Below are 22,391 nucleotides of genomic sequence, written 5' to 3' on the forward strand. Positions count from 1 at the left end.
AGTAGGGTGGGGGTTGCGAGCAGTTGTTCGAGCTGTTGTGCGGTGGGGTCATTGGGGGCCTCATAAAGATGCCGCTATTTTACCTGATGTAAGGCAAAAGCCGAAATATTGCCCTGCGATGCTTCTTGCTGTGCCGCAACCGGCGGAAGAAAGTCGGCAAGGCTTTGCCGCTTTGCAGTGGTTGGCAGAATATTGGCGACGGCGTTAGTGATGATTGGTTTAAGAAAAGTAATGTATAACAGCATGTTACAAAGTTTTTGGTGCTGCCAAAAAGGCTTGGCCTTACGCTTGCATTCACTCTGTTGAAGAGACAATTTTACTGTTTAAGTGGGTGGTTATTGACGATCACTTTAACGAACAGTTAATGAATGGGTGGGAAAAGCATGGCGATCTCGTTTAAAGAAACAACCGGTATTTATGAGAACGCGCTGAGTCTTCGGAGTAAACGCTCTGAGGTTTTAGCGGGAAACTTAGCCAATGCCGATACGCCTAATTATAAAGCCCGCGATTTCGATTTTCATGCCGCACTTAATGCCAATATGGCAACACCGAATGCTTCGGGTGGCCATATGCGCACGACGCATCAAAATCATTATCAAATGAATGGCGGCTCGCCTTTGGGGGGCGAACTTGAGTACCGCATCCCCACTCAGCCCAGTATTGATGGCAATACTGTTGAGGAGCAAGTAGAACATGCGGCGTTTATGGAGAATACATTAGAACACCAGGCTGCATTCACTATGTTGAATAGCCGTTTTAAAGGGTTGAAGGCGGCGATTAGAGGTGAGTAGCGCGTTACATTGTTTTGTCGGTAAATTCAGTTTTAAAGATGTGAATGGGAGTAATAAACATGAGCTTAAATAATATTTTTGATGTGGCTGGATCAGGAATGAATGCGCAGAGTGTGCGTTTGAATACCACCGCAAGCAATATTGCCAATGCCGATACTGCATCGTCTAGCACCGAAGATGTTTATCGCGCTCGCCATCCTGTTTTTAAAGCCAGCTTTAATGAAATGCTGGGGCATTCAAAGGGGGGGATGAATCCACAAGATGAAACCGCAGGTGTTGCGGTACTTGGGATTGTGGAATCCGATGCCCCGTTACAGCCGCGCTATGAGCCGGATCACCCGATGGCCAACGAAGACGGTTATGTTTATTACCCGAACGTAAATGTGGTTGAGGAGATGACTAACATGATCTCTGCCTCACGCTCCTTTCAAATGAATGTCGACGTACTGAATTCAGCAAAACAAATGATGCAACGCGTTCTTTCTATTGGCCAATAAACGTCGGAGTTAATATGACAATTTCAGCAGTGGGCCAATCATCCGCGATCGATGACTTGGGTATTGGTAATAAAACTAAAGATGAAACAAAGACCGGTGAATTAGGGCAGAAGGCCTTTTTGAAATTAATGATTACCCAGATGGAAAACCAAGACCCATTAAGCCCGCAAGAAAATACCGAATTTATTGCGCAGTTGGCGCAGTTCAGTTCTGTTGAAGCGCTAGACAGTATGAATAATAAATTCGATAACTTAACGGAAAACTTCGTTGCTAATCAGGCGTTGCAAGCTTCTTCATTAGTGGGGCGCTCGGTGGCAGTACCCAGTGAAATTGCGCAATTAGACCCTAATGATGTTGTTGCTGCCAGTGTTGATATTCCTGCGAGCACACAGGATGTCTCGGTAAAAATATACAGTGAAGGCGGTGCATTGTTAGAACAAGCCAATATTGGTGCGCAAAGTGCGGGCGAGATGGTGGTGCGTTGGAATGGTCAGCAGTTAGAAGTGAATGGCACCGTTATGGATTGGGAAAGTAGTACTGAAGGTGGCCAACCTGCAGGTATTTACCGTATTGAATTTGAAGCCTCGATTGATGGCGAAACTACCGGGTTGGACGCGGCATTAAGCGCGAATGTGAACAGTGTGACGGTCGGTAAGGATGGCATGTTAACACTGAATTTAGCCGGTATTGGCCCTGTAAAAATGTCGGATGTTAAGCAGTTTAATTAAGGGGTTAGGCAGCAATAATAGCCTCGCCAGCATAATTTTTAGTCAGTTTTAAAGTTGTAATCTAGGTGACATTATTGGATAGATAATTGTCGCCCCCAGAAGTACAGGAGCGTTTTATGCCTTTTAATACAGCCTTGAGTGGTATTCGTGCCGCTTCCAGTGATTTAAAAATCACCGGTAATAATATTGCTAATGCCTCGACCTCAGGCTTTAAGCGATCGCGTGCAGAATTTGGTGATGTCTATGCCATTAGCGTTTTAGGTTCGGGGTCGAACTCCATTGGTAGTGGTGTGCGCTTGCAAGATGTTGCGCAAAACTTTAACCAAGGTAGCATGGCCTTTACTGAAAACTCCTTAGACCTGGCGGTTAATGGCAACGGCTTTTTCGTAGTGCAGCAAGGCGGTGAACAATTCTATACGCGTGCTGGTACGTTTGGTTTAGATAAGGATGGCTATGTTGTTAATAATGTTGATGCACGCCTGCAGGGTTTTCCAGCGGATGGTTCAGGCAATATTAGTGGGCTACAAGGTGATATTCAGGTACGCACCAGTAATTTAGCGCCGCGGGCGACAACTGAAGTGAATATGCTACTTAACCTCGATGCTTCTGAGCCGGTACTTCAAACCACCGGCACGAGCTTTTCAACGGATGGTAATGCCGTTGGTGTAACGCAGGCGGGGCTGAGCCAAGATACAACAACCGCTATAGCAGGCGGAACATTCACGTTCCCCGTTACGAATGATTTCAGTAGTACACCAATGACTTTCGATGTCGAACTGACGGCATCGACGGGCAATAATGGCACGGCATCGGTTAACCTAACGACAGCATCGGGCACGCCAGCCACGATTAATAATTTTAATGAATTAAGAACATTAGCCGGCGTTATTAATGCGCAGCTATCACAACCTACGCCCCCCCAGTCGAGCATTGACGTATTAGCGGAGGCCGTTGATTTAGGCGGCGGTAGTTACCGCTTAGATTTTGTGGCTGCAATATCCGGCGAGGCTTCGCAGGTGCGCGTAACAAACGCTTCTGCCAATACCGCTGAAGTGGGAATGGCGCCAACACCCGCCGTGAGCACATCCGTTGCAGGGATTCCAGCCGTTGATAATGGTTATCCAAGGCAAGCTATTGATGTAACAGACGATGAAGATAATACGATCACCTATACCGCAGAAAAAGGAGCGTCAGCGGCACAAACGGCTTCAGAATTAAATTCGTTAACGGGTGTAACCGCCTCAGCATCTTCTACTTTAACGGTTCCATTTAGCGGTTTTACGAATGCTAATGGCAATATGACGGTTACGGTTAACGGCGTTGCTTTAGCGGCTGACACACTCACAGCATTAGAAAGTAATATCAATTTATTGTCTCGCACCACGTTGCCGGGTATTTCAGCCTTGGTAGATACGGCTACTGGCGATTTAACGATATCGTCGAGTGTCGGCGATAACCTTCGTATTAGTATTGATAGTTTTGATGATGGCGATGGTATCGAGGTATTGGGTAACCCTAATGCACCAGGCGCAATTCTTGAGGTGGATAGCGATGGTGTTTTAAACAATGTATCAGCACTGCCCTCGGATGTTAATTCTGTTGTAGTGGGCGGTTCTATTTCGATCGTTTTGGACGAAGGTTATTCTGTCGCGAATGCGGTACCGCCTTCCGTGGGACTTTTTGGTCCGTTAACGAGTCAAGCTTTCGATGATGTGGTTCTTAATGAATTTGATCCCGCCGACCAAGATACTTATAACTGGGAAACGCAATTAACAATTTTTGATAGTTTAGGTAATTCACATGTCGTTACGCAATATTATGTGCGCCAAGAATACGATGTGTCCGATGCTACAACAGCACCCAATCATTGGGAAATGTATGTGCGGGTGGATGGCGAGGATGTCGGAGACCCGGACACATCGTTACCACCGCCAGAAAATACAATCCCTACGCGCGCTGGCTACGATGTTTATTTTAATGATGATGGATCGTTAAATCGGTTATTAACGGATGATATTTTAATTTCGAATTGGACACCCAAAGATGTTAATGGTGAACCTAATGGCGCTATGGGGCCTACCAATGTATTAAATGGAGGGTCAACGTTAATACCTGATCCACCCATAAATTCAAATTTTGTTGTGAGTCTAGAGGGAACAACGCAGTTTAGTAGTGACTTTTCCGTTAACGATGTTGATCAAAGCGGTTTCACTACGGGTCGGTTGTCAGGTTTAAATATTGGCGATGATGGCGTTATTTTTGCGCGCTTTACCAATGGCGAATCTCAGGTGTTAGGGCAGGTGGCTTTGGCCGATTTTGCTAACATGCAGGGCTTGCAGCCTGCCGGCGATACCATGTGGGCTGAAAATTTTGAATCCGGAGCGCCCAATATTGGTGGTCCACAAAGTGGTGCTTTAGGGGCCATTCAATCGGGTGCATTAGAGGAATCTAATGTCGATTTGTCTGAAGAGCTTGTTAATTTAATTATTGCGCAACGCAATTTTCAGGCGAGTGCAAAAACCATTGAAACTGCAGATGCAGTAACGCAAACCATCATTAATTTGCGTTAATTATTTCTTCCATTTTTTAAACTTTTCGCAATTGAAGCGGGGCCACTATGGCCCCGTTTTTTATTGGCATTGGCTTTGCAGTTCAACTATTGAATAGAATTTAAACAGCAAATAGTTGACGCGGGTGAATCATGGATAAGGCGCTTTATATAGCAATGACAGGTGCGAAGCATAATATGCTCGCGCAAACGGCACATGCAAATAATTTAGCCAACGTCAATACCACGGCGTTTAAGTCAGACTTTGCAGCGGCGCGAAGCATGCCGGTTTTTTACGGAGAGGGCCTACCTACGCGGGCTTTCAGTATGACGGAAAGGCCAGCCACTAATCTTGCTCACGGAGCATTACAGCAAACCGGTCGCGATTTAGATGTCGCGATTGAAGGCGATGGCTTTTTAACCGTACAAGCCCCTACCGGCGAAGAAGCTTATACCCGTGCCGGTAATCTCTTTATTGATAGTGCCGGTATGTTACGTACCGGCAGCGGTCTGCCGGTGATGGGCAATGCGGGGCCGATTGCCGTGCCACCAAACTCCAAAATAGAAATCGGTATTGATGGCACTATTTCGGTGATTGCATCAGGGCAGGGCGTTGCTGCACCGGCAGCCATTGACCGTATTAAATTAGTGAAGCCCGAACCCGGTACATTGAGTAAATCGGACGATGGCTTATTTCGGCAGCTTGATACACCAGAACCCTTAGATCCCGATGGTTCGGTCAGTGTGATTTCAGGTTTTTTAGAGGCCAGTAACGTTAGCGCAGTGAATGAATTAACCAGCATGCTAACGCTGGCAAGACAATACGAAATGCACGTAAAGCTGATGGCTACAGCGAAAGAAAACTCGGAAAGCTCTTCGCGCTTAATGCAGTTTAATAATTAATTATTGTAGACGCTTAAACGTTAATAAAAGTTGCCGTTTTTCGGCATTGAGGTGATTTATGCACGCAGCATTATATGTCAGTAAAACAGGGCTCGCCGCTCAGGATAAGCAATTAACAACTGTTGCGAATAACTTGGCGAATGCATCGACCGTTGGTTTTAAACGTGATACCGCCGTATTTGAGGATTTGCTGTATCAAATACAGCGCCAGCCCGGGGCCGACTCTACGGCGGATACTCAATTGCCGACTGGCTTGCAGTTAGGTACCGGTGTGCGTGTGGTCGCAACGCAAAAGCAATTTACCGAAGGTAGCTTACAAGTCACAGACCAATCGTTAGATGTTGCCGTCGACGGTCGTGGTTTTTTACAGATACTGCAGCCCTCCGGTGAAATTGCTTATACCCGCGACGGCCAGTTTCATTTAAACCGCGAAGGCCAGTTAGTGAATGCCGGTGGCTTATTGCTAGAGCCCAACATTACAATTCCCGAAGGCGCTAACAATGTCACCATTGGTACTGATGGCACCGTGTCGGCGACTATCCCTGGTAATCCTACACCGCAAAATATTGGCACCATTGATTTGGTCGATTTCATTAACCCAGCCGGTTTACAAGCGGTCGGTAGCAATTTGTTTGTGCAAACGGGCAGCAGTGGCGACCCCATTAATGGCACGCCAGGGCAAAACGGTATGGGGCAATTGATGCAGGGAATGTTAGAAAATTCCAATGTCGATATTGTGCAAGAAATGGTGAATATGATTACCACCCAACGGGCTTATGAAATGAATTCGAAGGTAATTTCTACCGCAGACCAAATGCTGCAGTTTATTACACAGAATGTTTAATTTTTTTGATGGGGTGATGAGTGATGGCTATGTATTTTAAAGGGTTAAACAGGCTTCATGTCATTACGCTTGGCAGTGCTGCATTACTTTTTTCAGGTTGTGCCTCGCAGCCAACGCCAGAGCCAGGCGATCCCCATTACGCGCCAATTGTGATGCCCTCTATACCTGCTGTGCCGGCAACGAATGGCTCGTTGTTCAGTGAGCATTCGGCCATGCAGTTATTCTCTGATCAAAAAGCCAATCGTATTGGTGATTTAGTGACGGTGGTTTTGAGTGAGCAAACGGTTTCGAATAAATCAGCGAATGTTGGTGTTTCTAAAGAATCAGAGGTTGCGTTGCCGTCACCTACCGTATTCGGTGCGCCGGTAACCATAGGCGGCAATACATTAGAAACCGGTGTGTCGGCAGGGCGTGATTTTACCGGCGAAGCTGATGCGGCTCAAAGTAATAGTTTGCGTGGCAATATTACGGTTACCGTTATGGATATCTGGCCCAACGGAACCTTAGTGATTCGCGGTGAAAAATGGATGACGTTAAATCGTGGCGCAGAGTTGATTCGAATTAGCGGCTTGGTTCGGCCGGATGATGTTTCCAGCGATAACGAAGTCTTGTCGACCAAAATTGCCAATGCACAAATTACGTATACAGGAACCGGTGAGCTGGCTTCGTCGCAATCCATGGGGTTTATGAGTCGTTTTTTTAATAGTGGCTATTGGCCATTTTGAGGTGTTTATGTGGCAGCGCGGCTTACTATTTTTAGCGGTTATTATGCAGGCATTGGTGGCAGCACCGCTTGCTAATGCTGACCGCATTAAAGATCTTGCCAGTATTGAAGGCGTACGCGCTAACCAATTGATTGGCTATGGTTTGGTGGTGGGCTTAGATGGCTCGGGCGATAAAACCAATCAAGCCCCTTTCACGACGCAATCATTTAATGCCATGCTGAAACAATTTGGGATTACGATTCCTCCCGGTACACGCTTCCAGCTCAAAAATGTGGCGGCCGTAGCGATTCATGCTGAATTACCCGCGTTCTCTAAACCGGGTCAAACAATTGATATTACCGTGTCCTCTATTGGTGATGCAAAAAGCTTGCGCGGCGGTAGCCTATTAATGAGTCCCTTAAAAGGGATCGATGGAAAAATCTATGCTATTGCACAAGGGAATTTAGTGGTTGGTGGCTTTGGGGCGGAAGGCCGCGACGGCTCTAAGGTGACGGTTAATATTCCCAGTGTTGGCCGTATTCCCAATGGAGCGTTGGTTGAGCGCGCAGCACCTAATACCTTTGCCGAAAAAGAAACCATTGTTTTTAATTTGCATACCCCTGATTTCACAACGGCTAAACGTTTAGCCAAGAGCATTAATAATCTTGTTGGCCCCGATACTGCCAAGCCCCTTGATGCTGTTTCGATTTCGGTTCAAGCCCCAAGGGATACTGGGCATCGGGTTGAATATTTATCGTTATTAGAAAATATTGAAATTGTACCTGCAGAAGCCGCAGCAAAAGTCATTATTAACTCGCGTACGGGTACGATTGTTGTTGGTCAAAATGTGCGTATTTTTCCTGTTGCGATTACGCATGGCTCTTTAACGGTTACGGTTGATGAGAGTCTAGCGGTAAGTCAGCCTAACGCTTTTGCTGATGGTGAAACGGCCGTTGTTCCTGAAACTGATATTGATATTGAAGAAGAATTATTACCCATGTTTAAGTTTGCTCCAGGGCCAACGTTAGATGATCTTGTACGCGCCGTGAATGAGGTTGGCGCAGCACCTGGCGACGTTATGGCAATACTGGAAGCCTTAAAGCAAGCTGGCGCTCTGCGCGCAGAGCTTATAGTGATTTAAGGGGTTAATTATGTTACCAGCATCTTCCCGTGCGCCGGTTCAAACGACGGCTGCTTATACCGATTTAAATAGCCTTCAAAAAATTAAAGCTGAAGGTGATAAGGATGTCGCTCTGCATAAAGTGGCTAAGCAGTTTGAATCTATGTTTGTTAGCTTATTATTCAAAGGTATGCGCCAATCGAATGCTGTTTTTGAAGAAGGTAATATGGGGCATAGCAACGCCGAAAAAATGTACCGCGATATGTATGATCAACAAATGTCGTTGAATATATCGGAAGGGCGGGGTATGGGCATCGCGGATATGGTCTATCGACAATTAAAGGGCAATGTTAAGCCCGAACAGGTTAATACGGGTGATCTCGATCATAGTCGAATGCATAAGCCGAATAACTTGTCGCCGTCAGATCACGCAAAATTACAGTCAGTATTAACGACTAAAAATACATTGCAAGCATCCAGTGCGGGTGTGCTTGGCGATGTTTTACCTGTCAAAGCGATAGACAAGAAAGCTGAGTTTTCCCCTGAAACGCCCGAAGAATTTTCCCGTGAATTACTCCCTGTTGCGAAGAGAGTGGCAAAAACCTTAGGTCTAGATCCATTGATGATGGTAGCCCAAGCAGCATTGGAAACCGGCTGGGGTCAACACATGGTGAAAGATGCCTACGGTAAAAATGCTAATAACCTTTTCAATATAAAAGCAGACTCTCGTTGGCAAGGCGATAGTGTTAAAACGCAAACCGTTGAATTTCGTGACGGTATTGCGGTTAAAGAAACGGCGCGTTTTCGACGTTATGATTCTATTTCTAACAGCGTGCAAGATTTTGTGGGTTTTTTGCAGAGCAATCCTCGTTACGGCGATGCGTTAAAAAAAGCGGGTGATGGCAATCAATTTGTAGAAGCACTGCAGCAAGCTGGATACGCAACAGACCCGCACTATGCCAATAAAATTAAAGCGGTTTATCAAAAAGTTCAAACCTTGATCGGTGGCGCGCAAGCCGGCGCTGGAGAATCATAATGTGGCATCGACAACTGGCTGGAAAAGCTAGGAGGGCACATGGGCAGTGATCTATTAGGTGTTAGTGTTACTGGCTTACGGGTTAGCCAGGCGGCATTGAGCACGACCGGCCATAATATTTCTAATGCGGGTACCGAAGGCTATAGTCGTCAACGGGTTGAGCCGGTTACAAACCCTGCAACGGTGCAAGGTGGGCGGTTTGTTGGTAATGGTGCAAATGTTAATTCTGTTGATCGCATTGCTAACAATTATGTCTCGCAACAATTGCGCATTGACTCTAGCTTGGCGGCCGATTTAACCGCTTTTTTTGATCAAACTTCACAGTTGGATAACCTTTTATCTAACGAAGCAACCGGCTTGACCGGTGGTTTACAAACCTTTTTCTCAGCGATGCAAAATGGTGCTGATGATCCAACGTCTATTCCAGCGCGACAATTAATTGTGAGTGAAGCTGAAAACCTTGCTGATCGTTTCAATAGTATTGATGCGCGATTTCAGGTGCTTGAAGGCGGTGTTCGCGATGGAATGGAAGTTTCTGTTGAGCGGGTTAACGCGTTGGTTACCAATGTGGCGCAATTAAATTTGCGTATAACGGATGCGATAGGGTTGAGTTCAGGGGGGAATCCTAATGATTTGTTAGATCAGCGTGATGAAGCCTTGCGCCAGCTTTCTAAATTAGTGCCGATCCAAACTTTCGATCAAGGCCGAGGACAAGTTAATGTTTTAATCGCAGGCGGCTTACCTTTAGTTGCGGGTTCGCAAGTGAACACCTTATCATTAGAAACCGGGCGTAATGGCAGTACGGTTGATGATGTGGTTTTGTCTGATGGTAAGTCTGGCCGCGTTGTTACCGAAGCCGTGAATGGTGGCGAATTAGGTGCTTTGGTGCGTTTTCGTGATGAGAGTTTACTGCCGGCTTATAACAGTCTGGGTCGTGTCGCGATTGTCATGGCTGATGAGTTTAATCGTATTCATCAACAAGGGATTACGCCTGAAAACGAATTCGGTAGCCAATTCTTTAAAGATATTAACGATCCCGTTTCGGTACGGCAAAGGGTAATTTCCTCGAGTGAAAATGCGCTACCTGCAGACCGCCAGTTGGGTGTTTATATTCGAGATACCGGTAGCTTAACCACCAGTAATTATTCGGTAGAGATGAAGTCTGGCGGCTTATACAGTGTTTCGCGCAAAGACAGCGGGGAAGAGGTCGCTTCGGGCTTATTGCCTGGTGATTACCCCTTCTCGGTAAAATTTGATGGTCTTGAATTAGAGTTTGTTGGCGGAAGTTTTACCGCCGGTGATGAATTTTTGCTGCAGCCTCTAACGAAGGGGGCGCGTGACTTTGGCCGTATTATTGCCAACCCTGAAGACATTGCGTTTGCATCCCCGATTGTTACCGATTCTGAAATTGGCAATACCGGCAGTGGTAAAATTACCCCAGGTAGCGTTATCGGTTTAACGGACGGTAACGGCGAAGCGTTGCCGCTATTTGCAAATACTGGAGAAATGTCGCCGCCACTGGTTATTCAATTCACTTCCGAACGTACTTATGACGTTTTGGATAATTCTGATCCTGCAAGCCCTCAGCAATTAGATCCCCCCATTCGAAATCAACGTTTTATTCCTGGCGTTAACAATGCCATTTTTCCAACAATAGAAGGCCAAAAGCAAGTTTCAATGGGTGGGGATATGGTAGGTTTGCCGGAAGGCCGCTCACCGGTAACAAGGGCTCTCGTAACGCCGCCTTATATTAATGTGCCTAACGCAGTGTCGGGCCTGAGTGAATTAGATTTTAGTGTTACAGACTTTTCTGGCGCGAATCAATTTTCTTTTGTGGTGGGTTTAAGTAATACGGTACTGGGTGCACAGGATACCCTGACTACAGTGACTGTGAGCAGCTCAGATATATCCTCTGAGGATGAGCTGTTGAGGCATATTAATAGCCAGTTAGGCCCCTCTGGCGTAAGGGCTTACGTTGCTATTGATGATCTAGGCAATCGCAGTTTAGGTTTCCATGCTGCGCAGGAGGGCTATGGCAATGTGAGTATTCAAAGTTATAGCGGGCCGGCGAATGGAACTGCAAACACGTTGTTAAATATTGGTGTTGAAAGTGGTTTAGCCTACACCAGTGATGGCGGACTTAATGGTATCGAGGGGTCCGGGACATTAAGTAATGGCTACCCCGCAGAGCGTATTACGCTCACTAAGGCGCCAGTTCAAGCGGGTTTACCCCCGACTACCTATACCGTTTTTAGCAATTTACATGGCAGCGCAAGAGAATTAGCCAGCCAGTTGAGTAATATTCCCGGTGTGGATGCGAATGCTTTCACCTACGCCGAAATGTCGGATTTTAATCTCTCGCGTAATGAGCCTTTGCAAATCTCTTTAAATGGACAAGAGCTTGTTGAGTATCGTGCTGGCGGTATTGAGGGAAATCGTTCAATGGTGCAGAGCGTGCCAGACCCAGCCGCTGATCCAGTGGCGTTTAATCAGTATTTAGCGGCACGCATTAACGATAACGATACTTTAAAGCAACAGGGTATCTATGCAATTGCAGGACAGGACACGGTTACAGGGCAAGCTGAATTAAGGGTTTATAGCTCGGAGGGCGACGATTTATCTTTTAGTGTGGTTGCTCAAAATGGTGATGGTGTGCGCGTGAGTGATGGCGAACACAACCCTGTTACCTTGACGGGCTCTGGCAATAATTCTCCTAGCCAAATTGTTGTCGGCGGCACGATGGATGTGCGCATGGATGAAGATATGGTCTTTACAACACGGTCGCCTAACAGCCTATTGTTTGGTGATACCGGCGCTACGGATTTTTCGGCGTCTACTTATTTGGGACTTGATGTCAGTTTGTCAGGTGTCCCTGATAGTGGCGATCGTTTCACCTTGAATTTTAATGATGATGCAGCATCCGATAACCGCAATGCTTTAGCGTTAGTGAATGTTGAAAGTGCGCGCATTATGAATGGCAATACCGCTAGCCTGAATGATGCTTATGGCACTTTGGTAGAAAAAGTGGGCATTACAACAAATTCGGCAAAAATCAACTCGGAAGCCGCTGAAGCCGTGTTGGAGCAAACGGAGACGCTACGCAATTCTATTTCTGGCGTTAACTTAGATGAAGAGGCGGCTAATCTTATTCGTTTTGAGCAATTTTTTCAGGCTAATGCACAGGTAATCTCTGTGGCACGAAGTTTGTTTGATACTTTGATCAGTTCTTTCTAATAAGTTTTAAATATGACGTAGGACGCTACGGCATATTGAGTAGGTGAAATTATGCGAATATCATCATTACAAGTTTTTAATATTGCCGATAAAAACCTTGCGCGAGTTAATCAAGAAGTTATTAAAACGCAAGAGCAAATGTCGACGGGCATGCGTGTATTAACGCCAGCTGATGATCCCGTCGCGGCGACTAAGATTATGCAAATCACACAAGAACTTGAAATTACCGCACAATATCGGAAAAATATTGATATCGCAGAAAATAACCTCACTCTTGAAGAGTCTGCTTTGTCGTCGGTTAATAGCTTGTTGCAACGCACACAAGAGCTAGCGCTTAAAGCGGCGAACACGGCAACACTCAGTACGGATGAATATGCCGTACTATCGAGCGAAGTCGATGAGCAATTAAAAGAGTTGTTGAATTTGGTCAATACTCAAAACGCTAATGGTGATCATATCTTTGGTGGTTATCGTACTGCCGAGATTCCTTTTTCGGGGAATGCCTCAGAAGGTTTTCGTTATCAGGGCGATGAGGGGCAGCAGTTTATTAAAATTGCCAATAATACGACAGTGGCCTCTACCGATTCGGGTAAACGTGCTTTTTTAGATGTCAACAGCGAGAGCAACACGATTAGCACCTATGAAGCTAAAGGGAATAGCTCATCACCAGCGGCCAAAATTAATATTGGTAAAATTGTTGATCAAGATGCCTACGATAAATTTTACCCCAGCGATATCGTCATAACTTTTAATCCGGATAGTACGGTGTCACCGGCCAATAAAAATTATACCGTCACAGAGCGCGGTAGTAATCGTGTGTTAGCAGAGAATCAAATATATTCCGGTGGTGATGAAATTTCTGTGCAAGGTGTCTCTGTAAGAATTAGTGGTTCGCCGGCATCAGGTACGCCGGTACAGCATGCGCGCTTTGATTATGGGGCCGAGCAAACACCCGTGCTGCCCACCATTATAGCGGCACCCGGGGAAACGTTTACGTTAAGGGTTGGCGGTAAAGTAGAAACCTTTATCTTAAGTGGTACATTTAATAGCAATGGTGATATTAGTGCGGCGTTAAATGATGTGGCCAGTGGTAACGCCGAAAAATTGGAAAATCTTGGCGTTACCGCGAATGCAGAAGGTTTACGCCAACGTTATGGTGTAAACATGCATGTTGGTAACGCTTCTGTTGATATTGCCAGTATGTTCGGTGTTGCGGATCCTTTGGCGGGCTATACAACAACGGATGGCGAAATGGCGGGCGTAGGGGATCGGTTTTTTATTGATTCCTCAGAAAAACAAGATGTACTCACCACCATTGCACGTTTTAGTGAGGCCATGAAAAGCTATGACGGTAGTCAAAATAGCCGGAATAGTTTGTCTGAACAAGTGGCCAATACGATTGCAAATTTGAATAATGCACAAACCAGTGTATTAGATGTTACTGCCTCTATCGGTGCGCGATTGAATACTTTGGAAAGCACCCGCAGCTTACATTTTGATAGTGAGTTGGTTAGCCGTGACGTCCTTTCTAATATTCGCGATTTAGATTATGCCGAAGCCTCTACACGTTTATCCCAGCAAACTTTGATTTTACAGGCTGCTCAGCAATCATTTATTCGCGTTAGCCAGTTGACCTTATTTGCCCACATATAGCATCGTGTAAAATATCGGTGTTAGGGGCGGGGCAATAATAGTTTGTTCAATTAGACGAGGGCTCCTGTTTTCTCAACAAGGCGCCGAAGGGGCGCATGCCGGGGCCTATATGGACATAGGTCATTAGGGTCACGCATCGGGGCAGGAGCCCCTTATTAGACATTGCAGGAGCATAATGTCGTGGAGCAGTTACCGAGGCATGTAAGGCTTTGGGTAACGCAGTTGAGGAAGCAGGAGGCAAGTATTATTGGATAAAATATTTTTTCCTCGGTCCTTAGTACGCCGTTTCTCTTTATCTCAATTCATCTCTTTATTATCTATTCCTACAAGCCCAGTAGAACCTGCTTTAGTTGTTGCTATTGTTGCTATTAGTGCTGTAGTGCTATTAGCATCTATTGATGCTATTGATGCTTTGAAGACTGTCAATTTTTTTACTGATGATAGAGGCGACAGGAAATTAGCGTCAATGGAAAGCGGCAATGATTGTTCCTATTAACCGTTAGGTGTTGCCGCTTTTATTATTGGCTTGGCCAAAAGCCTTTAAAATCAGTGTTTTTTCGTCTTTAACCGCTAAATTTTTAAAAAAAAGCAGGTTGGCACAGGGGTTGCAATTTCCTTACTGACAAAGTCAATATTATTTTTGACTTCACCCTTTATACGATAGGGGTGATTTAGTGAACACAGGAGATGAGTTATGCCTCTAGTCATTAATACTAACATTGCGTCTTTGAATGCTCAGCGACAGTTAGTGAATTCTGGAAACGAGCTAGCGACAGCAATGGAGCGTTTATCATCGGGTAAGCGTATTAATACCGCTGCTGATGACGCTGCAGGTTTAGCGATATCCAATCGAATGACGGCGCAAGTCCGCGGTTTGAATCAGGCGGTCAGGAATGCCAACGACGGTATTTCTCTGATTCAAACGGCTGAAGGCGCATTGGATGAAACGACGAATATTCTGCAGCGTATGCGGGAATTGGCAATTCAATCGGCTAACGGAATTTATGATGATTCCAACCGGAAAACATTGGATGCTGAAGTTCAGCAGCTCATCAGTGAGTTAGATCGCATTGCTCAGACGACGACCTTTAACGGTCAAACATTACTCGATGGCAGTTTAGGTAATGTTGAGTTACAAGTCGGCTCGCAAGCGAATCAGACGATTGAATTTAATATTCAAGCCATGGACGCTAAGACACTCGGTATGGGTTCGGTGAGTGTCGATATGTTGGGTTCGGAAATTACTTCGACACTCAGCTCTTTAAGTCTAGATGAATCGGATATTCAGATTAACGGCCAGTCGATAGGGAGTTTCGATGGCTCGTCCGATACCTTCCAGGATCTGATTGATGGCATTAATGACAATGTGTTGGGTGTCGAAGCTACAGGGTATACCTCTTTAGAGGGCACAACGGTGGGTGATGGTGTTCTCGAAAACGGGAACAAGCTACAAATTACTTTGGTTGCGGCTGATGGTAGTGGTAATAACGTTTTTAATATCACCGATACCGATAATTTGACTGAATTGGCTGAAAAAATAAGTACAGTCACTGGCGGCGCCGTGAGTGCCGAAGTTGATGATAGCGGCCAACTGACGATTAACAATAATAGTGGCTCGACCATCGAAGTGATGGGGGTTGATGCGACGGGGTCCTCTAATGCGGCAGCGGAGATTATTGAGCGGGCAACAGGCTTTAACACCTACGATGGTGCAGCGGCAATAACCGACGAAGCTTATGGTCAAATTATTCTCACATCGCAACATGGTGATCCTATAACGGTATCGCGCGGTGCGACCGGCACGCTCGAAGATTTACAGGATTTGGGTTTCCGTGAAAGTGATGAAGCCGGTGTCGTTAAAGGTGTTGGCTTAGGTGCTACCGGTGCGGCACAGTCCTGGAATGTGGGTGATTTAACCATTAATGGCGTTGTTATTGATAATGACGATACGGATAGTTTACAAGGGAAAGTGAATGCCATTAATGAGCAAAGCGACGAGAGTGGCGTGGTTGCGCAAGCTTTTGCCTCTCTATCTATCGATATTAGTACAGCCGATTTAACACTGGTCTCGGCGGCTTCGGATAACCTTACGATCAATGGTGTGACGATAGACTTAGGCCTTTCTGGCAATTCGACAGCATCCGATATTGTCGATGGTTTTAATGCCAATACGGATTTAACCGGCATTACTGCAAGCTTGTCGGGTACGCGCATTATGCTGGAATCTGATCAGGGCTCTATTAATATTACGAGCCCTACGGCTAACAGTATTATCGCCAGTGGTACCGCATTAGCCGGGGCGAATTTCCAGTCATACATTACATCAAGTGCGGGCACTTTGATTAACTCCAGCGTGGCGGCAACCTCGGGGATGACACTCGTGGTTGAGGCCGGTTTAAAATTGGTTTCTACCAATGATCAGCCGATCAGTATTGAGCTTGGAGATAACGCGGATTCGCAAACATTAGGGTTAATTGAGGCGAACTCAACCGCGGGGGGGCGTTTCGGTACGGCGCTTTCCAGTGTGAGTGTCGATACGGTATCCAAAGCACAGAAAGCCATTGGTGTTGTGGATAATGCGTTAGATTCGATTAACGATGTGCGATCACAGCTGGGTGCGGTGAATAACCGGCTCGACTTCACCATTAATAATTTACTTGTGGTCTCTGAAAATACCTCGGCGGCTAAGTCACGGATTATGGATGCCGATTTTGCGGCCGAAACAGCGGCACTGAGTCGGGCGCAAGTCTTGCAGCAGGCATCGCAAGCCATGCTAGCGCAAGCTAACGCGGCATCGCAGCAAGTACTGCAGTTACTACAAGGTTAATAGAAACCTACAGGTATATAGATGCAGCATGAAGTTTTGGGGTAGAGCGGTATTGATTATTTCAGGTTTTATAGACATTTTTGGACGTGGGTAGTAATACGTGCTGATGGAGTCAGCCGTGGTTGCCACCGGAAGGTTATTAAGGAAAGCAATGTGTGAGGATTGTGTTATGACAAGGAATGTGGCGCCGAGGGAGACGATCAAAAACAGGGGGCGCTGGCGAAGTCGGCGCTTGTTTCTTTTATCTTTAGGTTCAGCATCTCATGCCACGGCTAGTTGGCTTCAGCCGCTATAAGTAGGGGCTTCCAGGGTGTTGTACAGCACTAAAAAATGCACTTAGGCTGCTCGCGCTAGCGTAGCGGCATATTTTTGTGTAAAAAAAGTTAAAGTTATTTGCCTCCAGGCCGAAAAGTTGGTTAGAAGCGCTCAATAAGAGCATCTTCAAATTGAATGAGTGTAGATCTCTGCACTCGAGAGACTATCGGTGAGGAGGCTACCATGCCACTTTATATCAATACCAACGTATCATCTCTGAATGCACAGCGTCAGCTGAACAAAGCAGGTATGGGCGTTGACACTGCAATGGAACGCTTGTCTTCGGGTAGCAGAATCAACTCTGCCGCGGATGACGCCGCAGGCCTTGCAATTTCAAACCGTCAAACATCACAGATCCGAGGCTTGGATCAAGCTGTGCGAAACGCGAATGATGGTATTTCGCTGATCCAAACGGCTGAAGGTGCGCTGTCTGAAACCACCAACATCTTGCAGCGTATGCGCGAACTGTCTATTCAGTCGGCTAACGGCATCTATGGTGATAATGACCGCGCCACTCTGGATGCAGAGGTGCAGCAGCTGGTATCGGAATTAGACCGTATTGCGGAAACGACTTCTTTTAACGGTCAAAATATTCTAGATGGCAGCACCGGCAAAATTGATCTTCAGGTGGGCGCGCAAGCGGATCAAACCGTGGGTTTTGAAGTGGGTGCGGTGGATGCTGATACCCTGGGCATGGGCTCGCTCAGTGCCGATGTTGTCGGTGATGAAATTTCTGCAACGTTCAATACTGTTTCTTTATCGGATCAAGATGTTTTGATTAACGGCCAAGCGGTGGGCGCAATTTCAGCGGGTTCAACCGTTGAAGATTTAGTGACCAAGATTAATGACAATGTTAATGGTATTACCGCCGAAACAGCGGTAGAGCTAACAGCGTCGAGTGTAGGTACTGGTGTTGTTGGAACAGCGGCTTCAACGGTCACATTGACGAATAATGACGGTACGACCCAGTCGATTGAGATTGAAAATACAGATAGCTTGCAAGAATATGCTGACGCTGTGAATGAAGGTTTCGGTGGTCGTGTTAGCGCAACCATTAGTGATGATGGCAAATTAAGTATGTCCGCCGAAGGCGCACAAACAATAGCCGTTACGGGCACAGATACCACCGGTACCGATGGTGCAGCGCAAGCAAAATTAATTTTAACCTCTGATAGCGGCGATGATATTACGATTGAGCGCGGCGCTACCGGCACCATGACCGACCTGAATAATTTGGGTTTTCGTGAAATGGATTCCGGTGGTGTTATTGAGGGCGTAGGTTTGGTGGCTACATCCGCCGGCGCCAATGAAGCGCTTACCGCCGGTGACCTGACCATTAACGGCACTGTAATTGATCATACCGATACGGATAGCTTGCAAGGTAAAATCGATAACATTAATGCTGTTTCAGATGAGACTGGTGTAACCGCCAAGGCTTATTCAACGGCCAGTATTGATATGACAAGCTTTGTGGCGACGGGTGCTGCTACTGCCAACAACCTTGAGATCAATGGTATTCAAGTTGGTTTGACTTTGACGAATACCGGTTCAACAGAAGATGTTGTTACTCAGCTAAATACCTTTACAGACCAAACCGGTGTTTCGGCAAGGTTACAGGGTACGAGTATTGTCCTAGAGTCTGACCAAGGCGCGATTAATATTAGCAACGCTACAGCGAATACTTTCTTTGGTTCTTCAACGGGTATTGAATCGGTTACTAAAGCCACCATTACTACGGCTTCTGCGACAGGTACTTTTGCTGAAGCCACAGCAACCATGACTTCGGCTACAGCCTTTACCGCTGAAGCGGGCTTGAAACTGGTCAGCGAAAATGGCAACCCTATTAGCGTTGAATTAAAAGACGGTTTCGATAATGCGCGCCTAGGCTTGAAAGAGTCGAATAATCTCGGTGAAGGGTCATTCGGTACATCGCTTTCATCCATCAGTATTGATACCGCAGCGAACGCTCAAAAGGCGATCAGCGTGATCGATAATGCATTGGAGACAGTGAACGACATTCGATCTGATTTGGGTGCGGTCAGTAACCGTCTCGACTTTACCATTTCGAACTTGTCCAACGTATCTGAGAATACATCGGCCGCACGTTCACGGATTATGGATGCGGATTTCGCGGCGGAAACGGCAGCATTAAGTCGTTCGCAAGTTCTACAGCAAGCTTCACAGGCCATGTTGGCTCAGGCGAATTCTCGTCCTCAACAAGTCTTGTCGCTACTGCAGTAAGCTTAAAGGGCGAAAGCCCTTAGTAACAGGGATGTTTGGATACCGGAGAGGAGACTCTCCGGTTTATCTGGTTATAGAGAGGTAATTCTATGAATGATATCAGTGTTATTCGACCCAGTTTACCGGCAGTGCCGGTGGTGTCTAAAGCGCCGGTTTCAACTGTACCTGTTTCAACTGCACCTGTTGAGCAAAGCGGCAAAAGTTTACCGCCAACATCAATAGAGCCGGCGAAACCTGAACTGGTGGCGGCAAACAGCCCAGTCTCTGATGTGGAGGATGCTAATGAGGTCTCTGAACTTCAGCGCAATCGCGAAGCGGCGAGTAAAGCGCTAGAAGATGCGGTAGATACCGCAAATGAGTTCGTACAGACCGTACAGCGCGACTTACACTTCAGTATCGACGATGAATCTGAGCGCACAGTGGTTAAAGTTGTGGAGTCTAGCAGTGGCGATATTATTCGTCAGATTCCGAATGAAACCTTTCTGGAACTGGCACGAAAGATGAAAGAAAACGGAGAGGTCAATCTCGTGAATGCAACGGGTTAAGTATTACGTGCGAGCACTATCCGGCAGCGGTTTAAACGTTACGGATTATAATCTACACGTATAGCGCAACAATCGAGAGAGGGTTGGCAGCGGCTAAAGGTGTTGTGTTTACCGGAATTGGTGGTGTCACCAGGTTTCGGCAAAGTAGGTTTTGCTTCTTACAAAGAGGCAAGTGTATTGGCGCAAGGCTTATATGCACTAGTCATGCGCTAGTGGCGGTAATACGACTGTGGGTGGCCCGTTCAATGCGAGCGACATTTTGGTTAAGGCAGGTGAGTTATGATTGAAAACAATATTATCCAATCATTAGGCGCAGGGTCGGGTATCGATTCGCGTAACCTTGTTACTCAGCTAACGGAAATCGAACGCTCGGCACCGCAAGCGCGTATTGATACAAAAACCGAACTTAGAGAAACACAAATTTCAGACTTTGGTAAAATTAAAAGTGCGTTATCAACATTTCAATCGTCTATTACCGCGTTAACTTCCGAAGAGGGCCTATTCAGTAAAAGCGCTTCATTTACCGAAAGTGATGCACTAGTCCCAACAACTTTGGGGGCAGACGTTGCTTCCGGCACTTACAAGTTTGAAGTCACTTCGCTAGCGCAATCGCAATCGCTAGCGTCACCAGAATTTACCAGTGAAGACGATCAGGTGGGAGAGGGGACTTTAACGTTTAACTTTGGTCATTGGGATGGCGGTACTTTTGGTGTTGATGCTGATGCAACAGCAGCTGTAATTACCATTGACTCGAGTAATAACAGCTTAAAAGGCTTACGCAATGCAATTAACGACGCGGAAATGGGCGTTACGGCTTCCATCGTTAACAATGGCAGCGGTTATGTTTTATTAATGACAGCAGAGTCCGGTGAAAATAATGAGTTAGAAATAACCATAGCCGAAGCCGGTGGGGCGCCAACAGATACCGATGATAGTGACTTGTCCCGGTTTGGGTATACCGCCGAATTGTTATCGGACCCTATGGTGACGCCAACACGCTTAACGCAGCAGCAAGCCGGTACCGATGCCAATTTAATTGTGAACGGTTTAACGGTCAGTCGTAGCACTAACTCCGTTACCGATGTTGTCGATGGTTTGACGCTCGATTTATTAAAGTCATCCCCAGGTGAAATCATTTCTGTAACCGTCTCTGATGATGTCGAATTTGCAAAGCAAACCACACGTGATTTTGTGGATGCTTACAATGCTTTATTAGAAGAGCTTGAACCCGTAATTGGCTACGATTCTGAAAATGAGCAATATGGCTCGCTGGCTAACGATGCGCTGGCTAAATCGGTAGTGGGGCAAATGCGCAACATTTTTGCTTCTAGCGTAACGGGTCTTCCCGATGATGCGACTTTTAAAGCGCTAACGAATTTGGGTATTCGTACTGAACTCGATGGTAGCCTCAGTATTAATGATAAAGAATTTAATGCCGCTTTTAAGGATAATATTGAAGACGTGCAAAAGTTGTTGTCGGCCAGTACTGAATCGAGTTCCAGCGACATTACGGTCAATAGTTTTGGTAAACAAACAACAGCCGGCGAATATGATGTTGTTATCACGACAACACCGCGCAAAGGTGCATTTACCGGAGGTACTGTAGCTCAAGGTTTTCCATTTGATACTACTGGGAAATTATTAGCGATGACGTTAACCGTTAATGGCGTGGCTTCGGACCTTATCACTGTCCCTTCGGATGTGACCTACGATACAGAGTCGGACATGGCTGCAGCCATGCAAAGCGCAATCAATGCCGATGCCAATTTAAAAGCCGCTGGCACTACGGTTACGGTTTCTTTCGATACCGATCACTTTGTGATGACATCAACGAAATACGGATCAAGTTCAAATGTTAATGTCAACTCGGCAACGGGTGATATGAGTGCAGATTTAAAAATAGCCGTTGGTAATGGCAGTGCTGGGCGTGATGTGTCTGGTACGGTTAATGGTGTTGTGGGCTTTGGTTTAGGGCAGGTGCTGTTGCCTAAAGTTGGCGAGCCCGGCGCAGGCCTGAGTGTTATTGTTGGTGAAAATGCGACAACTACAACGGTAAATTTCTCTCGCGGTGTTGGGGGGCAATTAAATGAAATTATTAATAATTTTCTGCAATCGAACGGTTTGTTGGATAAACGTGAAGAAAAATTAGAGCGCGATATTACTGGCCTTGAGGGCGAAGAGGAGCGCCTTGATCGCCGAATGAGTGCCTACGAAGAGCGCCTAATGCAACAGTTTATAGCCATGGAAAATATTTTAAATGGTTTAAATAGTTCGGGTAGCTTTTTGGACAACTTATTTAAATCCCTACCTTTTACCTCATCGAGGGATTAAGGGGCGGGCACGAAATAAATTGCTGGAGTTTGGGTTTGTGGGTGCTTGCTTGGCGAGGCGAAAATATGGCGTAA

General features: G+C 46.2%; 17 protein-coding genes. All 17 read left to right on the forward strand.

What is annotated here, in order from left to right:
* Nucleotides 1-208 (forward strand): hypothetical protein (locus AC3A8L_RS08140; RefSeq protein WP_487961738.1); only part of this gene is annotated, 208 nt, incomplete at its 5' end.
* 175 nt (nucleotides 209-383) lie between these two features.
* Nucleotides 384-791, forward strand: coding sequence for a flagellar basal body rod protein FlgB (flgB, locus tag AC3A8L_RS08145; RefSeq protein WP_487961739.1), 408 nt, complete (start codon nucleotides 384-386; stop codon nucleotides 789-791).
* A 59-nt stretch (nucleotides 792-850) separates the two neighbouring features.
* Entirely contained in the window at nucleotides 851-1,288 is a 438-nt protein-coding gene (flgC, locus tag AC3A8L_RS08150) for a flagellar basal body rod protein FlgC (RefSeq protein ID WP_487961740.1), read from the forward strand.
* Between the two features lie 14 nt (nucleotides 1,289-1,302).
* Nucleotides 1,303-2,016, forward strand: coding sequence for a flagellar hook assembly protein FlgD (locus tag AC3A8L_RS08155; protein WP_487961741.1), 714 nt, complete (start codon nucleotides 1,303-1,305; stop codon nucleotides 2,014-2,016).
* Between the two features lie 116 nt (nucleotides 2,017-2,132).
* Nucleotides 2,133-4,586 (forward strand): flagellar hook-basal body complex protein, encoded by a 2,454-nt coding sequence (locus tag AC3A8L_RS08160; RefSeq protein ID WP_487961742.1) that lies wholly within the window; start codon nucleotides 2,133-2,135, stop codon nucleotides 4,584-4,586.
* Nucleotides 4,587-4,717: 131 nt separating this feature from the next.
* Nucleotides 4,718-5,467, forward strand: coding sequence for a flagellar basal body rod protein FlgF (locus AC3A8L_RS08165; RefSeq protein WP_487961743.1), 750 nt, complete (start codon nucleotides 4,718-4,720; stop codon nucleotides 5,465-5,467).
* A gap of 58 nt (nucleotides 5,468-5,525) precedes the next feature.
* Entirely contained in the window at nucleotides 5,526-6,311 is a 786-nt protein-coding gene (gene flgG, locus AC3A8L_RS08170; protein WP_487961744.1) for a flagellar basal-body rod protein FlgG, read from the forward strand.
* A gap of 23 nt (nucleotides 6,312-6,334) precedes the next feature.
* Nucleotides 6,335-7,036, forward strand: a complete 702-nt coding sequence (gene flgH / locus AC3A8L_RS08175; protein WP_487961745.1) for a flagellar basal body L-ring protein FlgH — start codon at nucleotides 6,335-6,337, stop codon at nucleotides 7,034-7,036.
* 43 nt (nucleotides 7,037-7,079) lie between these two features.
* Nucleotides 7,080-8,156, forward strand: a complete 1,077-nt coding sequence (locus AC3A8L_RS08180; protein WP_487961755.1) for a flagellar basal body P-ring protein FlgI — start codon at nucleotides 7,080-7,082, stop codon at nucleotides 8,154-8,156.
* Between the two features lie 10 nt (nucleotides 8,157-8,166).
* Nucleotides 8,167-9,171, forward strand: a complete 1,005-nt coding sequence (gene flgJ / locus AC3A8L_RS08185) for a flagellar assembly peptidoglycan hydrolase FlgJ (RefSeq protein WP_487961746.1) — start codon at nucleotides 8,167-8,169, stop codon at nucleotides 9,169-9,171.
* Nucleotides 9,172-9,210: 39 nt separating this feature from the next.
* A complete protein-coding gene (gene flgK / locus AC3A8L_RS08190) occupies nucleotides 9,211-12,405 on the forward strand; it encodes a flagellar hook-associated protein FlgK (RefSeq protein ID WP_487961747.1) in 3,195 nt (1,064 codons plus the stop codon).
* Nucleotides 12,406-12,456: 51 nt separating this feature from the next.
* The gene (gene flgL, locus AC3A8L_RS08195) at nucleotides 12,457-14,058 is read left to right on the forward strand and encodes a flagellar hook-associated protein FlgL (protein WP_487961748.1); all 1,602 of its coding nucleotides are present in this window, start codon (nucleotides 12,457-12,459) and stop codon (nucleotides 14,056-14,058) included.
* A 247-nt stretch (nucleotides 14,059-14,305) separates the two neighbouring features.
* Nucleotides 14,306-14,554 carry a hypothetical protein gene (locus tag AC3A8L_RS08200; protein ID WP_487961749.1) on the forward strand — a complete coding sequence of 83 codons (249 nt, stop codon included), beginning with the start codon at nucleotides 14,306-14,308 and terminating at the stop codon, nucleotides 14,552-14,554.
* A 198-nt stretch (nucleotides 14,555-14,752) separates the two neighbouring features.
* On the forward strand, nucleotides 14,753-16,885 hold the full coding sequence (locus AC3A8L_RS08205) for a flagellin N-terminal helical domain-containing protein (protein WP_487961750.1): 2,133 nt from the start codon (nucleotides 14,753-14,755) through the stop codon (nucleotides 16,883-16,885).
* 498 nt (nucleotides 16,886-17,383) lie between these two features.
* Nucleotides 17,384-19,441 carry a flagellin N-terminal helical domain-containing protein gene (locus AC3A8L_RS08210; RefSeq protein WP_487961751.1) on the forward strand — a complete coding sequence of 686 codons (2,058 nt, stop codon included), beginning with the start codon at nucleotides 17,384-17,386 and terminating at the stop codon, nucleotides 19,439-19,441.
* 89 nt (nucleotides 19,442-19,530) lie between these two features.
* The gene (locus AC3A8L_RS08215; protein WP_487961752.1) at nucleotides 19,531-19,986 is read left to right on the forward strand and encodes a flagellar protein FlaG; all 456 of its coding nucleotides are present in this window, start codon (nucleotides 19,531-19,533) and stop codon (nucleotides 19,984-19,986) included.
* 279 nt (nucleotides 19,987-20,265) lie between these two features.
* The gene (fliD, locus tag AC3A8L_RS08220) at nucleotides 20,266-22,317 is read left to right on the forward strand and encodes a flagellar filament capping protein FliD (RefSeq protein WP_487961753.1); all 2,052 of its coding nucleotides are present in this window, start codon (nucleotides 20,266-20,268) and stop codon (nucleotides 22,315-22,317) included.
* Nucleotides 22,318-22,391: the final 74 nt, after the last annotated feature.

Source organism: Marinagarivorans sp., from assembly GCF_982758155.1.

Excerpts from the sequence above, each read along its gene's own strand:
- flgB (WP_487961739.1), top strand. The coding sequence starts at position 384 with ATGGCGATCTCGTTTAAAGAAACAACCGGTATTTATGAGAACGCGCTG.
- flgC (WP_487961740.1), top strand. The coding sequence starts at position 851 with ATGAGCTTAAATAATATTTTTGATGTGGCTGGATCAGGAATGAATGCG.
- AC3A8L_RS08155 (WP_487961741.1), top strand. The coding sequence starts at position 1,303 with ATGACAATTTCAGCAGTGGGCCAATCATCCGCGATCGATGACTTGGGT.
- AC3A8L_RS08160 (WP_487961742.1), top strand. The coding sequence starts at position 2,133 with ATGCCTTTTAATACAGCCTTGAGTGGTATTCGTGCCGCTTCCAGTGAT.
- AC3A8L_RS08165 (WP_487961743.1), top strand. The coding sequence starts at position 4,718 with ATGGATAAGGCGCTTTATATAGCAATGACAGGTGCGAAGCATAATATG.
- flgG (WP_487961744.1), top strand. The coding sequence starts at position 5,526 with ATGCACGCAGCATTATATGTCAGTAAAACAGGGCTCGCCGCTCAGGAT.
- flgH (WP_487961745.1), top strand. The coding sequence starts at position 6,335 with ATGGCTATGTATTTTAAAGGGTTAAACAGGCTTCATGTCATTACGCTT.
- AC3A8L_RS08180 (WP_487961755.1), top strand. The coding sequence starts at position 7,080 with ATGCAGGCATTGGTGGCAGCACCGCTTGCTAATGCTGACCGCATTAAA.
- flgJ (WP_487961746.1), top strand. The coding sequence starts at position 8,167 with ATGTTACCAGCATCTTCCCGTGCGCCGGTTCAAACGACGGCTGCTTAT.
- flgK (WP_487961747.1), top strand. The coding sequence starts at position 9,211 with ATGGGCAGTGATCTATTAGGTGTTAGTGTTACTGGCTTACGGGTTAGC.
- flgL (WP_487961748.1), top strand. The coding sequence starts at position 12,457 with ATGCGAATATCATCATTACAAGTTTTTAATATTGCCGATAAAAACCTT.
- AC3A8L_RS08205 (WP_487961750.1), top strand. The coding sequence starts at position 14,753 with ATGCCTCTAGTCATTAATACTAACATTGCGTCTTTGAATGCTCAGCGA.
- AC3A8L_RS08210 (WP_487961751.1), top strand. The coding sequence starts at position 17,384 with ATGCCACTTTATATCAATACCAACGTATCATCTCTGAATGCACAGCGT.
- AC3A8L_RS08215 (WP_487961752.1), top strand. The coding sequence starts at position 19,531 with ATGAATGATATCAGTGTTATTCGACCCAGTTTACCGGCAGTGCCGGTG.
- fliD (WP_487961753.1), top strand. The coding sequence starts at position 20,266 with ATGATTGAAAACAATATTATCCAATCATTAGGCGCAGGGTCGGGTATC.